Below are 13,949 nucleotides of genomic sequence, written 5' to 3'. Positions count from 1 at the left end.
AAGTATCTATAAAAGGTATATGCTAGTACAATAAATTCTATTGAACCGCCGTATACCGAACGGTACGTACGGTGGTGTGAGAGGTCGGTAGGTGAAATAATCACCTACCTCCTACTCGATTATTGAAGCTAATTTATATATAGAAACGTCTATACTTTCAGTTAAGTTATTTCACAAAAGGTTTCATCATAAATGTTTCTACAGGAAGGCTTCGCAATATAGGAAATATTATTCATTTTGAAATAATATATGTAACTTTCTACTACGATTGGTGTATAATTAATATGAAAAATATTGCACAACAGGAGAGGTGATATTATGGACGAATTAAAAGAGTTGCTGCCCTACCTGAAGCTATGGAGCACATACTTAGATATAGCTATAGTAGCTTATATCATATATAAGTTTATGCAGCTTATAAAAGAGACCAGAGCAGAGCAGTTGGTAAAAGGAATTATTATTTTGCTTGTTGTTACTAAATTAAGTGATGTTATGCAGCTTCACACCATCTACTGGTTGCTTAAAAATGCCATGACGGTTGGAGCTATTGCCATAATAATTATATTTCAGCCTGAACTTAGAAGGGCTCTGGAACATATAGGAAGAGGAAAATTCTTTACCAAAAATGAACTTCAGGTAGAAGAACTTGAAACAATGCTGGATGAAATAATACAAGCAGTAAGTGAGCTTTCAAAGAACAGAACAGGTGCCATAATAGCTTTGGAACAGGAGACAGGCCTAAATGAATATATTGAGACCGGTGTAAGAATTGATGGAATCATTTCTTCCGGCCTTCTTATAAACATATTCGAACCAAATACACCACTCCATGATGGTGCAGTAATTATAAGAAAGAATAGAATAGCCGCTGCTGGTTGCTTTCTACCTCTCACTGAAAGCCAGAACCTTAGCAAGCAGATAGGTACAAGACACAGAGCTGCATTGGGCCTCACGGAAATATCTGATAGCCTTGTCGTAATAGTGTCTGAAGAGACGGGAGTCATATCATTTGCCAGAGAAGGTAAATTGTCAAGATATCTAGATACCAAGTCTCTTAGAGAAATACTTAAGAATCACTATATAAAGGTTGAATCTAAGAAGCAGCCCGTCTGGACGAAATGGGGTGTAAAAAATGAATAACATCTTAAATAAGAATATTACCTATAAGATATTGTCTGTGTTATTGGCTACAATGCTTTGGCTTTATGTCATAACAGATCAGAATCCTGTGGTATACAAAGATATCACCCTTCCTGTAAGGCTTATAGGAGTTGAAACTCTGGGAGCAAATAATGTTACCTTGCTGGATAAAACTGCCTATAGTGTTTCTATGAAACTTAAAGGGAATAAAAATACATTGGATAGAATTAACAACACCTCTATCAATGCTACAGCAGACCTGCGAGATTATAAAGAAAAGGGCGAATATCAGGTACCTATTCAAATAAGTGGAGTGCCTGCAGGTGTAGATATAACTTCCATGTCTACAAACTCAATAAAGGTGAGGATAGATAATGTTGTATCTGTTACAATGCCTGTTGTAATAAACATTACCGGCAATCCCGCTCACGGGATGGCGGCCATGACTCCAACTATTGATCCGGGAGAAGTGACTATTAAAGGCGCTGAAAGTTTGGTGAATAAGGTAAAAACTGTTGCAGTAGATTTGGATATCAGCAGTTCATCATCAACAATCAAGAAAAATATCCCTGTAAGAATCCTAAATGAAAAAGGCGAAGATGTTAATAACGTGGAGGTATCTCCAAAGACGGTAGATATAGAGATTCCCATTGAATATACAAAGATTGTTAACATAGAACCGGATGTAACCGTGACCCCGGCAGCGGGATACATTATAACCAATATATACACCAATCCACGAGAAATTCATATTGTGGGAAAAAAGGAATTATTAGATGGTTTGGATTCTGTAAAAACCGAGAGAGTAGAATTTAAAGATGCTAAAGCCTTTGTGGATCAGCAGGTTTCTCTAATATTGCCTGAAGGTATTGAGCTGGCAAACAGGAATGAAAAGATAAGGCTGAACATAAACATAGAGAAAATCATAGAAAAGACTATAGAGATAAATAATATTGCAATAAGAAATCTGCCTGAAAATTTAATTGGGGAGCATCAGCAAATTGCAATGAAGTTAACTGTAAAAGGACCTGAAAGCGTAGTAAATGCATGGAATGCGAATAATTCTTTCTATGTTGATGTAGAGGGCTTTTCAGAAGGATTACATGAAGTAAGTATAATGTATAATAAGCCTGATGAAATTCAAATACTGCATATGGAGCCTAGCTCCATTAATGTCACACTAAAGAGTAAAGGAGTAGATAACTCTGATGCTTCTAGAAATGAAGGATCTGAAGCTTCACATTGATGAACCTGAGACGGAACTTATAAAACTTATAAGCAAAAAGCTTAAGTTGGATAAGGAGAACATCAGGGACTTTAGAATATTAAGAAAATCAATAGATGCAAGGAAGAAGGATATATATTTTGTTTACAACGTGTCCATTGAGCTATATGGTATAAGGAATTATAAAAAATATATCAATAATAAGGATGTGATGGAATACAAGGAATTTGAGTATGTTGTTGAAACCCATGGAACGGAAAAGCTTGATGGAAGGCCGGTAATAATAGGTTCCGGTCCTGCTGGTCTGTTTGCCGCTCTTATGCTTTCGCAAAGAGGATATAGGCCTATTATTCTGGAAAGAGGTTTGGATGTGGACAGACGTACCAAAGATGTTGAAGCCCTGATGGACAAGGGGCTTTTTTCTCCTAAATCCAATATACAGTTTGGAGAAGGGGGAGCAGGAACTTTTTCTGACGGAAAGCTTACCACAAGAATAAAGGATCCAAGGATAAGGCTGGTGTTGGATAGCTTCGTGCGATTTGGAGCGCCAAAGGAGATATTATATGAATATAAACCACACATAGGTACAGATGTTCTTAAAGATGTGGTAAAAAATATGCGAAGACACATAGAAAGCCTGGGTGGTGAGTTTAGATTCAACCACTTTGTTGATGACATAATTGTAAAGGATGGTAAGACTGTAGGTGTTCATGTCAAAGATGTGGGAGAAATAAGCAGCAACGCTGTAATAGGAGCCATAGGGCATAGCGCAAGGGATACATATGAAATGCTGTTCAACAAAGGGCTCTCTATGGAATCAAAGCCTCTTGCCATAGGTGTGAGAGTAGAGCATTTGCAAGAAATGATAGACAAGGCTCAATATGGAGAATATGCAGGTCATCCAAAGCTGGGCGCAGCAGATTATATGCTCACCCATAGAAGTCAGGCAACCGGCAGATCTGTATACTCCTTTTGCATGTGCCCCGGAGGTTATGTGGTTCCTGCAGCTTCAGAAGATGAGAGGTTGGTTACTAATGGTATGAGTTACCATGATAGAGCCGGTCAGAATGCCAACAGTGCTTTAGTAGTAACCATCCATCCTGGAGATTTTGGGAACAACCATCCCTTATCCGGCATTGCCTTTCAAAGGCATTGGGAGGAAAAGGCTTACATGCTGGGGGGAGGAGGTTATGTGGCTCCTGTACAACTCATCGGTGACTTTTTGGAGGATAGGCCTTCTAAAGCTTTTGGAATTGTGAAACCTACCTATAAGCCGGGTGTAGAACTGGCCCAACTTAATAAATGCCTGCCGGAATATGTAACAGATGCATTGAAGGATGCGATAATAGGATTTGACAAAAAAATAAAAGGCTTTGCCCAATCTGATGGAATACTTACTGCAATAGAAACCAGGACATCTTCTCCCATAAGGCTTCTTAGGGGGATGAATATGGAAAGCCTTAATTTGAAAAACTTTTATCCTGCCGGTGAAGGTGCTGGTTATGCAGGGGGAATAGTAAGTTCTGCGGTGGACGGAATAAAGGTTGCTGAAGAAATAATTAAGCGCTATAAACCCTTGAATTGAAGAAAGCGGGTGATGAAATGCGTGATACGACAATAACAGTGGAGAACCTCAAGGAAGTTCAGAGCATGTTGGGAGCGGTTTTCAATGCTACTCAGGATGCCATATCTGTAGTAGATAAAAACGGCATTGGTATCATGGTGAATCCTGCTTATACAAAGATTACGGGTCTTTCTGAAAAGGATGTGCTGGGGAAATTTGCTACAGTGGATATAGCAGAAGGTGAAAGCGTCCATATGAAAGTTCTGGCTACCAAGAAGCCTGTAAAAGGAGCCCTTCTTAAGGTTGGGCCCAACAGAAAAGAGGTATTGGTGAATGCAGCTCCCATAATAGTTGATGGAGAGCTCATAGGAAGCGTAGGAGTTCTTCATGATATTACCGAGATGAACAAGCTGTCTGAAGAGCTGAGACAAGCCAAGCAGATAATAAGAAAACTGGAGGCAAAATACACATTTGATGACATAGAAGGAAAGGACCCTGAACTGCTGAATGCCATAGAAAAGGCAAAAAAAGCAGCAGATACTCCTGTAACAGTGCTCCTCACAGGAGAGAGCGGAACAGGGAAAGAAATATTTGCCCATGCTATACACAATGCCAGTGAGAGGAAATACCGGCAGTTCGTAAGGGTAAATTGCGCTGCAATACCTCAATCCCTATTGGAATCTGAACTCTTTGGATATGAGGAAGGAGCTTTTACGGGAGCAAAAAAAGGAGGAAAGAAAGGACTTTTTGAAGAGGCTAATGGAGGTACAATCTTTCTTGACGAAATAACTGAGATAAATGTTGAGACCCAAGCTAAGCTCCTTAGAGTTCTACAGGAGAAGGAAATCATGAAAGTGGGAAGCATAAAGCCGATCAATATTGATGTGAGGGTCATCGCTGCTTCGAATGTAGATATAGAAAATGCAATAATGCAAGGAAAATTTAGAAAGGATCTATACTATAGGCTGAACATGTATCCCATAAAGATACCGCCTCTAAAGAAAAGGAAAGGGGATATACCATATCTTGCAAGGTTTTTTATAAAAAAATATAATCAGGAATATGGAAGAAACATCGAAGATATAGATGATGAAGCACTGGATAAGTTGATGGAGTATGACTGGCCCGGCAATGTGAGAGAACTGGAAAACATAATAGGCAGAGCCATAATAAACATGAAGATGACAGAAAAGATTATACAGAAAAGGCATTTGCCTATATTCGAACTGGAAGAGCAAAAAACAGACATAACAGCAGAAGCTGATTTTTCCCAAGAAAAAATCATGACACTGGATCAACTGACTGAAAGGGTTGAGAGGCAATATATAATCCATGTTTTAAAACTTTGTCAAAATAACAAAACTCAAGCAGCAAAGCTGCTTAATATTTCACTGAGAAATCTTTATTATAAGCTGGAAAAGTACGACATTAAGTAATATGCAAAATATTGCACGATATTTTGTATTGCAATAGTTTGCATGCAAAAAAATGCATACATGGAGATTGTTAATAAACTAACCCTTCATTAAAGGGTTTTTCTTTTTCCATGAAGTTGGCATGAATATTGCAAGTATATAAAAAAGAATATAATAAAGTTTTACAGGGGGGTTCAAGCTTGAGCAGAGAATACATACTTGCAATCAATCCCGGTTCTACATCCACTAAAGTTGCACTTTTCAAAGATGGCATGTCAGTCAGAAGCAAAAATCTTTCACATCCGAAGGAAGAATTGGAGCATTTCGAAAAAGTGACAGATCAGTATGATTACAGAAAAACGATAATACTTAAATGGCTAGAAGAAGAAGGAATAGAACTACAAAACCTTGCTGCTGTTGTTGGAAGAGGGGGACTACTAAGATCAATGCCAAGCGGTACATATAAGGTTACCGAAGCCATGATAGAAGATTTGAAAATAGGAGTTCAAGGAGAGCATGCTTCCAATCTGGGGGGTATAATAGCTAAAAGTATAGCTGATACTCAAGGAATACCCTCTTTTATTGTGGATCCTGTTGCTGTAGACGAGTTCGAAGATGTGGCTAGAATATCAGGTATGCCTGAATTGCCAAGAAAGTCATTGGTCCATGCCCTGAACATCAAAGCAGTGGCCAGAAAGGCAGCAAAAGATATGGGCAAGAACCTTGAAGATATGAATCTTGTTATGGCTCATTTGGGAGGAGGCATATCAATTGCCCCTTTGAGAAAAGGCAGGATAATAGATGTTAACAATGCAAACGATGGAGGACCGTTCTCACCGGATAGGACAGGTACTTTACCTGTGGGAGATATTATAAAAATGTGCTACTCAGGAAAATATACTTATGCTGAATTGAAAAAAAAGATATCCGGTAAAGGCGGATTAATAGCATATCTTGGCACAAATGACGCCAGAGAAGTCCAAAAAATGATAGACGAAGGAGATAGCAAAGCCTTCCTCATATTCGATGCTATGGCTTACCAGATATCAAAAGAAATAGGAGCCATGGCTGCGGTATTGCACGGCGATGTAGAGGCAGTAGTATTGACAGGAGGTTTAGCTTACTCAAAGCTGTTGTGTGAAAGAATAGAAAAAAGAGTCGGGTTTATAGCACCCATTAAGATATATCCTGGAGAGGACGAGATGTTAGCCTTGGCTGAAGGTGCAGCCAGAGTTCTTTCAGGAGAGGAACAGGCAAAAATATATGAAGAAGAGGTGAAATAGATTATGATTAAAGCCTTTGATGAAATTGTCAAATATGCAAAGGAGAAGGGACCAAAGACTATTGCTGTTGCAGTAGCTCAGGATGCAGATGTATTGAATGCGGTAAATAATGCTAAGAATTTGGGATTGGCTGATGCTATACTGGTTGGAGACAAGGAAGAGATTGAAAAGGCTGCAGCAAGTTGTGGAGTGGATCTTTCCAAATTTACAGTAATTGATGAAAGAGACAAAGCTGAAGCTTGCAGAAAAGCCGTGGGACTCATATCCGAGAAAAAAGCAGATATAGTTATGAAAGGTCTCGTAGATACAGCCATAATATTAAAGGCTGTATTGGCGGAAGAGGCTGGCTTGAGAACAGGTAATGTACTCTCTCATGTAGCTATATTTGAAGTGAATGGTTATGACAGACTTTTCATAGTTACGGATGCAGCCATGAATATCGCACCAAATCTTGAACAGAAAAAGCAGATAATCGAAAATGCAGTTAAAGTGGCTCATGCCATGGGCAACGTGGAACCAAAGGTAGCTGTGTTGGCTGCCGTTGAGAAGGTCAACCCCAAGATGCAGGCTACTTTGGATGCAGAAGCTTTGGTGGAAATGAATAAAAAAGGAGAAATAAAGGGATGCGTAATAGGAGGTCCTTTTGCATTGGATAATGCAGTATCTGTAGAGGCTGCAAAGCATAAAGGAATTGACCACCCTGTAGCAGGACATGCAGATATACTGATGGTACCTCAGATTGAAGCTGGAAATATGCTTTATAAATCCATGGTGTTCTTTGCAAGAGCAAATAATGCAGGAATCGTAGTAGGAGCTAAAGTTCCGATAGTGCTCACATCAAGAGCAGACAGTGATATAGCAAAACTTAACTCCATAGCAATAGGAGTTTTGATGGCAAATAATTAACTGAGTGTTTTATAGAATGAAAGGAGGATTGCTGTATGCAGGAAATATATAGATTGCTGGTCATCAATCCGGGGTCAACATCAACAAAAATAGCTGTTTTTGATAACGAAAAGCCCGTGTTTGAGGAAACAATAAGACATTCCAATGAAGAGTTGGCACCATATGCTACTATAATTGACCAGTTTGAATTCAGAAAAAATGTTATTCTTGATACACTAAATGCTAAAGGCATCAATATAACAAAGCTAAGTGCAGTAATAGGGAGAGGCGGGCTGCTGAAACCCATTGAAAGCGGTACCTATATTGTTAATGAAGCCATGCTTAAAGATTTAAGGGAAGGCAAGAGAGGGCAGCATGCATCCAATCTGGGAGGAATAATAGCTCATGAGATTGCATCTCAGCTTCACATCCCGGCATATATAGTGGATCCAGTTGTAGTTGATGAATTGGATGATGTAGCCAGAATATCAGGTATGCCCGAATTAGAAAGGATAAGCATACTACATGCTCTCAATCAAAAAGCCGTTGCAAAGAGAGCTGCAAAGGATATGGGCAAAGCATACGATGAACTAAATCTGATAGTGGCCCATTTGGGTGGTGGTATATCTGTAGGTGCCCATAGAAAGGGAAGAGTTGTCGATGTTAATAATGCGCTGGACGGAGAAGGACCTATGTCTCCAGAAAGAGCGGGAACTCTTCCAGTAGGTGGACTTATTAAAATGTGCTATTCAGGCCAATATACCATAGACGAAATGAAGAAGAAAGTAGTTGGAAAAGGTGGCTTGGTTGCTCACCTGGGCACCAATGATGGAAGAGAAGTTGTAAGAAGGATTAAAGCAGGAGATAAGCATGCAGAGCTTATTTACAGAGCCATGGCTTATCAGGTTGGAAAGGAAATAGGAGCCTGTGCTGCAGTGCTTGAAGGAAAAGTAGATGCAATATGCATAACCGGAGGACTAGCATATGATGATATGCTGGTGGGATGGATTAAGGAAATGGTTCAATTTATTTCACAGGTATTGATCTATCCTGGAGAAGATGAGATGATTGCATTGGCAGAAGGCGGCCTTAGAGTCCTGAGGAAAGAGGAAGAGCCCAAGGAATACAAATAATAAGGATGATTTTATGAAAAAAGATAAAAGAATTAGAATAATAACTGGGCATTATGGCAGTGGCAAAACCGAATTTGCTGTAAATTATACTTTTAAACTCGCTAGGGAAGGTTATAAGACTGCTATTGTAGATTTGGACATAGTGAATCCATACTTCAGGTCCAGGCAGATGGAGCCTGAATTTCAGGAAATGGGCATAAAGGTTATTTCATCATCGGTAAAAGGATTATCTGGAGATTTGCCTGCACTATCACCGGAAATCAACACTGTTCTCGAAGACAAAAGCTTTGAGACGGTAATAGATGTGGGCGGTGATAAAGTTGGAGCAACAGCTTTAGGCCGTTACCATGACAAACTGGATAAGGAAGAATACGATATGTTTTTTGTACTGAATGCCAACAGACCACTTACAGCTGATAAAGATAGTGCCATAAGATACTTGAGGTCCATAGAACAAGGCTCGCGACAAAAGATTACTGCATTGGTAAACAATACACATCTCTGCGGAGAGACGAGAGTTGAGGATATAATTAAAGGTCAGGAACTCTGTCTCCAGGTGGCTGAAGAGTTAGGGCTACCGCTTAAATATACAGTGGTTTATAAAGGACTGATTGACCAATTACCCGACAATATCTCTGGCGAGATATTTCCAATAGATATATTTATGAAAAAGCCCTGGGAAATGGAATAAAGGAGGTTAGAAAATGGCAGGAAAGGTTACATTCGATGAAAACAGATGCAAAGGCTGTGAACTTTGCACAACAGCATGTCCTACAAAAATAGTTATAATGGACAAGGACAGAATCAATATCAAGGGTTATCATCCAGCTACAGTTAAAGAGATGGATAAGTGCATAGCATGCGGCTCATGCGCTAGGATTTGTCCTGATGTTGTTATCAAAGTAGAAAAACTGTAATTTGTGAGGAGGGATATAAATGGCGAAAGAACTATGGAAGGGAAACGAAGCTATTGCTGAAGCTGCCATAAAAGCAGGCTGCAGATTTTTCTTCGGTTATCCCATTACGCCACAAAATGAAATTCCTGAGTACATGTCCTTAAGACTTCCACAAGTAGGAGGTTGCTTCTTACAGGCTGAATCTGAAGTAGCTGCCATAAACATGGTTTATGGTGCAGCAGGTGCAGGGGCAAGAGTAATGACATCTTCATCCAGTCCTGGAATAAGCTTGAAACAGGAAGGCATAACCTATATAGCAGGAGCAGAATTGCCTTGCGTAATAGTAAATATTGTTAGAGGGGGCCCAGGATTAGGAGGAATACAACCTGCCCAATCTGATTATTTCCAAGCAACTAAAGGCGGAGGCCATGGTGATTATCATCTAGTGGTATTGGCACCAGACTCTATTCAAGAGGCTGTAAATCTGGTTCAGGAGGCTTTTGATATAGCCGATCAATACAGAAACCCTGTTATGATACTGGGCGACGGTATGATTGGACAGATGATGGAGCCTGTTGAATTTACGGAAGTAAAAAGGAGACAATTGCCTGAGAAAACTTGGGCTACAACCGGTTTGAGAGGCAGAAAAGAGCATAATATCATTAATTCCCTATTCATAGATCCAGCAGCATGTGAACAACACAACCTGAAAATTTTTGAGAAATATGCACAAATAGAGAAAAACGAAATAAAGGTAGAAGAATACAACCTTGAAGGAGCAGAAATAGTATTTGCAGCTTACGGTACAGTAGCAAGAATAGTTAAGAATGCAATAAAAGCTCTAGAAAAAGATGGAATCAAAGCAGGACTTATAAGACCCATCACTCTATGGCCATTCCCCAAGGCTAATTTCTTGAAGGCTGCAGAGATGCCAAGCGTTAAGGCTTTCTTAAGCGTGGAAATGAGCATGGGACAGATGGTAGAAGATGTAGAGTTATCAGTAAAAGGCAAGAAACCTGTATACTTCTACGGAAGAACCGGTGGAATGGTACCCACACCAAAGGCAATTGTGGAAGAAGCTAAAAAGATATTAGGGGGTGCGAAATAATGGCAGTTGTATTTGAAAAGACCAAGGGTTTAACAGATAAACCTACTCATTATTGTCCAGGTTGCACCCACGGTATAATCCACAGGCTTGTTGCAGAGTCTCTGGAGGAACTTGGACTTTTGGATAAGGCAGTAGGCGTAGCTCCTGTTGGATGCTCCGTATTTGCCTATGATTATTTCTCCTGCGATATGCAGGAAGCAGCTCACGGAAGAGCTCCCGCATGCGCAACAGGAATAAAAAGAGTACATCCTGACTCAGCAGTATTCACATATCAAGGAGATGGAGATTTAGCTTCCATAGGAACTGCAGAGATTGTCCATGCTGCCATGAGGGGAGAAAAAATAACTACAATATTTGTCAATAACGCTATATATGGTATGACCGGCGGTCAGATGGCACCTACTACTTTGGTAGGCCAAAAGGCTACAACAGCTCCTTTAGGCAGAGATGCAGACCATGCAGGTATGCCCATAAGAATGAGTGAAATGTTGGCAACAATACCAAAGGCTGTGTTTATAGAGAGAGTATCTGTACATGATGTTCCAAATATTATTAAAGCTAAAAAGGCCATAAAGAAAGCCTTTGAAATACAGATGAAAGGTCTGGGCTTTACTATGGTAGAGGTTCTTTCCACATGCCCAACCAACTGGGGCAAGACTCCAATTGAAGCTCTGAAGTGGTTGAAGGAAAACATGATTCCTTATTATCCGATCCAGAACTTCAGAACTCCTGAGGAGGTGAAATAGATGACACATCAGATTATAATGGCAGGCTTTGGAGGTCAAGGTGTTATGTCCATGGGAAAAATACTTGCGGAAGCAGGTTTAAAAGAAGGCAAGAATGTGTCATGGCTACCATCCTATGGACCAGAAATGCGTGGAGGTACTGCAAATTGCAGTGTAATAATCTCCGATGAACCCATTGGAGCCCCAACAGTTACAGAAGCGACAACTGCAATAGTTATGAACAGACCATCTCTGGATAAGTTTGAGAAGGATGTATTGCCTGGTGGACATCTATTGATAAACAGCTCATTGATAGACAGAAAAGCTACAAGAGATGATATCAATGTATATTATATTCCTGCAAATGAAATAGCAGATGAACTTGGAACAGGCAAAATTGCCAACATGGTAATGCTTGGAGCATTTATAAAGGTTACCAATGCAGCAAAAGAAGATACAATCATGGAATACATTGCAGAAGTTTTTTCAGGTAAAAATGCTGATATAATACCTCTAAACAAAGAAGCATTAAAAAGAGGAGCAGATTGCATAAAGTAATAGGTTTCAATTGATATCCAGCCACCCTGGGATAAACCCTATCATCCATCCTCCAATCCCGGGGTGGATTTACTTTTTTGGTTGCATAGCATCCTTTCTGTTGACTATTCCTATATAAACATATTTTTGGTGACCATATGGTCTACAGGCAATGCTCTCGAAATGGCAGCCGTTGATTTGGAAACCAAGCTTTTTTGGGCTAACATCCAGTATTTTGCATACTGCTTTTCACCAATAACACTTCTCACATTATGTATGGAATTCACCGGATATGATGGACTGGTAAAAAATAAAAAGATTTGGTGGCTTCTTGTTATACCTACAATTACAATAATACTCGTGTGGACAGATGAACTGCATGGTTTGATAAGACATGGGATCCATATGAATCATAGCGGGGACTTGCCAGTCATCGCTAAAAAATATGGGCCCATGTTTTTTTGTTCATGCTGTATATTCCCATTTTGTGAATATTACTGCTTGGATGCTTATTACAAAAGCTGTGCTTGTCAAGAATTCAGTATACAGGAAGCAAGCATTTGCATTGTTCTGGGGATTAGGCCTGATTTTCATACCAAATATATTGTATATTTCTGGCATGAGTCCAGTGAAGATGGTATTGTTATAGGTAGGCTTGCAGTCATATATGATATAACCCATAAGAAGCAGTCAGAGAAAGAATTATTAAAGCAGCAATGGGAGCTTGCTGTAACAGCAAAAAGGGAGAGGATGGCCAAGGATATGCATGATAATCTAAGCCAAGTGCTGGGATTTATCAACCTTCAGGCTCAAGGCATCAGGCAGGAGCTTTTAAATGAAGGGGTCGAGGTCGCTTCAGAAAAACTCGATGAATTAGTAAATGTAACTCAGGAAGCCCATAATGAAATAAGGGAGTATATACATAATGCCAGAAGTGCTGCCTTTATGGAAATTGATTTTATTGCAGCGTTGAAAAAGGAGATAATGAAGTTTGAGAGGCAAACAGGTATAGAAGTCAAGTTGGAAATTCCCAGCGAATTCACCGGAGAAAAACTGGAACCTATCACAAGGCTTAACATCATTAACGTCATAAAGGAAGCTTTGAATAATGCAGAAAAACATGCTGAATCTGATGGGGCAAGCATATGGTTTTCCATGTCTGCTCAGGAGTTGAGCATTATAATAGAGGATTATGGAAAAGGATTTGACAGCAATTTATATGAATACCACAGCCATAAGAAATTTGGGTTGAACATAATGAGAGAAAGAGCGGCAGAAATAGGTGCTCAACTTGATATACAATCTTCATAGGGAGAAGGCAGCAGAATCATCCTTTATTTGCCTTTGAAGGAGGTGTAATAAAAATGAGATTGATGCTTGTAGATGACCATCCTTTATTTTTGGAGGGACTTAAGTACCTGCTTGAAACCTATGGAATAGAGGTGGCTGGCACAGCACAGAATGGAATGGAAGCACTGGAGCTGTCTCGAACATTAAGTCCAGACATTATTTTGATGGACATAAAGATGCCTGAGTGCAGTGGAATAGATGCTTTAAAGCTTATCAAGGCTGAAATGCCGGATATAAAGATCATGATGCTAAGCATATCTGGTGAAGATGAAGACATTTTCGAAGCTGTAAAGTATGGAGCTTCAGGATATCTTTTAAAAAATACCAATGCCAGAGAACTGGTAGGTATGCTGGATGACCTTGAGAAAGGAGAGGTTCCTGTTTCATCAGATTTGGCTACTAGGCTTTTAAAAGAGTTTAAGAACAACATCAGCCATGAAGAAGTTGTTACACAGAAACACATGCAGAATGACCAAGTCATACAACTTACAGAAAGACAGTTGGAAATACTTGAAATGGTATCAAAAGGAATAACCTATAAAGAAGTAGGAGATGCATTGGGTCTTACGGAGCGAACAGTGAAATATCATATGGGAAGAGTAATTGAGCTTTTGCACCTGGAAAACAGGGCACAGGTGATTGCATATGCTGCCCGGATAGGTCTTGTTGAGAAAACATAAATACAGCC

General features: G+C 39.7%; 13 protein-coding genes and 1 pseudogene. All 14 read left to right on the top strand.

Translation table 11 applies throughout. The features are described from left to right. Nucleotides 1-315 precede the first annotated feature (315 nt). The 14 genes and pseudogenes from cdaA to BUB48_RS14945 all read left to right on the top strand — a co-directional run bounded on the left by cdaA (nt 316) and on the right by BUB48_RS14945 (nt 13,941). Nucleotides 316-1,140, top strand: a complete 825-nt coding sequence (gene cdaA / locus BUB48_RS15010) for a diadenylate cyclase CdaA (protein WP_073027228.1) — start codon at nt 316-318, stop codon at nt 1,138-1,140. Beyond that, nucleotides 1,133-2,386 (top strand): CdaR family protein, encoded by a 1,254-nt coding sequence (locus BUB48_RS15005; RefSeq protein WP_073027226.1) that lies wholly within the window; start codon nt 1,133-1,135, stop codon nt 2,384-2,386. Before cdaA ends, BUB48_RS15005 begins: the two co-directional genes overlap by 8 nt. Beyond that, nucleotides 2,349-3,950, top strand: a complete 1,602-nt coding sequence (locus BUB48_RS15000) for an NAD(P)/FAD-dependent oxidoreductase (RefSeq protein ID WP_073027224.1) — start codon at nt 2,349-2,351, stop codon at nt 3,948-3,950. Before BUB48_RS15005 ends, BUB48_RS15000 begins: the two co-directional genes overlap by 38 nt. Nucleotides 3,951-3,988: 38 nt before the next feature. Beyond that, nucleotides 3,989-5,365: pseudogene (locus BUB48_RS14995) on the top strand (sigma-54 interaction domain-containing protein); the annotation flags it as partial. Between the two features lie 179 nt (nt 5,366-5,544). Continuing rightward, nucleotides 5,545-6,627, top strand: coding sequence for a butyrate kinase (buk, locus tag BUB48_RS14990; protein ID WP_073027220.1), 1,083 nt, complete (start codon nt 5,545-5,547; stop codon nt 6,625-6,627). Between the two features lie 3 nt (nt 6,628-6,630). Continuing rightward, nucleotides 6,631-7,533, top strand: coding sequence for a phosphate butyryltransferase (gene ptb / locus BUB48_RS14985; RefSeq protein WP_073027218.1), 903 nt, complete (start codon nt 6,631-6,633; stop codon nt 7,531-7,533). A gap of 35 nt (nt 7,534-7,568) precedes the next feature. Further along, nucleotides 7,569-8,645 carry a butyrate kinase gene (buk, locus tag BUB48_RS14980; protein WP_073027215.1) on the top strand — a complete coding sequence of 359 codons (1,077 nt, stop codon included), beginning with the start codon at nt 7,569-7,571 and terminating at the stop codon, nt 8,643-8,645. A gap of 13 nt (nt 8,646-8,658) precedes the next feature. Next, nucleotides 8,659-9,336, top strand: coding sequence for an ATP-binding protein (locus tag BUB48_RS14975; RefSeq protein WP_073027213.1), 678 nt, complete (start codon nt 8,659-8,661; stop codon nt 9,334-9,336). Between the two features lie 13 nt (nt 9,337-9,349). Continuing rightward, a complete protein-coding gene (locus BUB48_RS14970) occupies nt 9,350-9,562 on the top strand; it encodes a 4Fe-4S dicluster domain-containing protein (protein ID WP_073027211.1) in 213 nt (70 codons plus the stop codon). A gap of 19 nt (nt 9,563-9,581) precedes the next feature. Beyond that, a complete protein-coding gene (locus BUB48_RS14965) occupies nt 9,582-10,649 on the top strand; it encodes a 3-methyl-2-oxobutanoate dehydrogenase subunit VorB (protein ID WP_073027209.1) in 1,068 nt (355 codons plus the stop codon). Next, entirely contained in the window at nt 10,649-11,395 is a 747-nt protein-coding gene (locus tag BUB48_RS14960) for a thiamine pyrophosphate-dependent enzyme (protein ID WP_073027207.1), read from the top strand. The genes BUB48_RS14965 and BUB48_RS14960 overlap by 1 nt, the downstream gene beginning before the upstream one ends. Next, entirely contained in the window at nt 11,396-11,932 is a 537-nt protein-coding gene (locus BUB48_RS14955) for a 2-oxoacid:acceptor oxidoreductase family protein (protein WP_073027205.1), read from the top strand. 81 nt (nt 11,933-12,013) lie between these two features. Continuing rightward, nucleotides 12,014-13,222 (top strand): histidine kinase N-terminal 7TM domain-containing protein, encoded by a 1,209-nt coding sequence (locus tag BUB48_RS19295; RefSeq protein ID WP_073027203.1) that lies wholly within the window; start codon nt 12,014-12,016, stop codon nt 13,220-13,222. Nucleotides 13,223-13,275: 53 nt separating this feature from the next. Then, nucleotides 13,276-13,941: a response regulator transcription factor gene (locus BUB48_RS14945; RefSeq protein WP_084524699.1), complete on the top strand. Its 666-nt coding sequence runs from the start codon at nt 13,276-13,278 to the stop codon at nt 13,939-13,941. Nucleotides 13,942-13,949: the final 8 nt, after the last annotated feature.

This window comes from Lutispora thermophila DSM 19022 (assembly GCF_900142105.1).
Classification (GTDB): Bacteria; Bacillota; Clostridia; order Lutisporales; family Lutisporaceae; genus Lutispora; species Lutispora thermophila.
Note: the sequence above shows the minus strand (reverse complement) of the source record. Positions and strands in the feature narration are given on the sequence as shown.

What these genes read in the sequence shown, in the direction of transcription:
- BUB48_RS15005 (WP_073027226.1), top strand. Translation starts at nt 1,133, where the DNA reads ATGAATAACATCTTAAATAAGAATATTACCTATAAGATATTGTCTGTG.
- BUB48_RS15000 (WP_073027224.1), top strand. Translation starts at nt 2,349, where the DNA reads ATGCTTCTAGAAATGAAGGATCTGAAGCTTCACATTGATGAACCTGAG.
- ptb (WP_073027218.1), top strand. Translation starts at nt 6,631, where the DNA reads ATGATTAAAGCCTTTGATGAAATTGTCAAATATGCAAAGGAGAAGGGA.
- buk (WP_073027215.1), top strand. Translation starts at nt 7,569, where the DNA reads ATGCAGGAAATATATAGATTGCTGGTCATCAATCCGGGGTCAACATCA.
- BUB48_RS14975 (WP_073027213.1), top strand. Translation starts at nt 8,659, where the DNA reads ATGAAAAAAGATAAAAGAATTAGAATAATAACTGGGCATTATGGCAGT.
- BUB48_RS14970 (WP_073027211.1), top strand. Translation starts at nt 9,350, where the DNA reads ATGGCAGGAAAGGTTACATTCGATGAAAACAGATGCAAAGGCTGTGAA.
- BUB48_RS14965 (WP_073027209.1), top strand. Translation starts at nt 9,582, where the DNA reads ATGGCGAAAGAACTATGGAAGGGAAACGAAGCTATTGCTGAAGCTGCC.
- BUB48_RS14960 (WP_073027207.1), top strand. Translation starts at nt 10,649, where the DNA reads ATGGCAGTTGTATTTGAAAAGACCAAGGGTTTAACAGATAAACCTACT.
- BUB48_RS14955 (WP_073027205.1), top strand. Translation starts at nt 11,396, where the DNA reads ATGACACATCAGATTATAATGGCAGGCTTTGGAGGTCAAGGTGTTATG.
- BUB48_RS14945 (WP_084524699.1), top strand. Translation starts at nt 13,276, where the DNA reads ATGAGATTGATGCTTGTAGATGACCATCCTTTATTTTTGGAGGGACTT.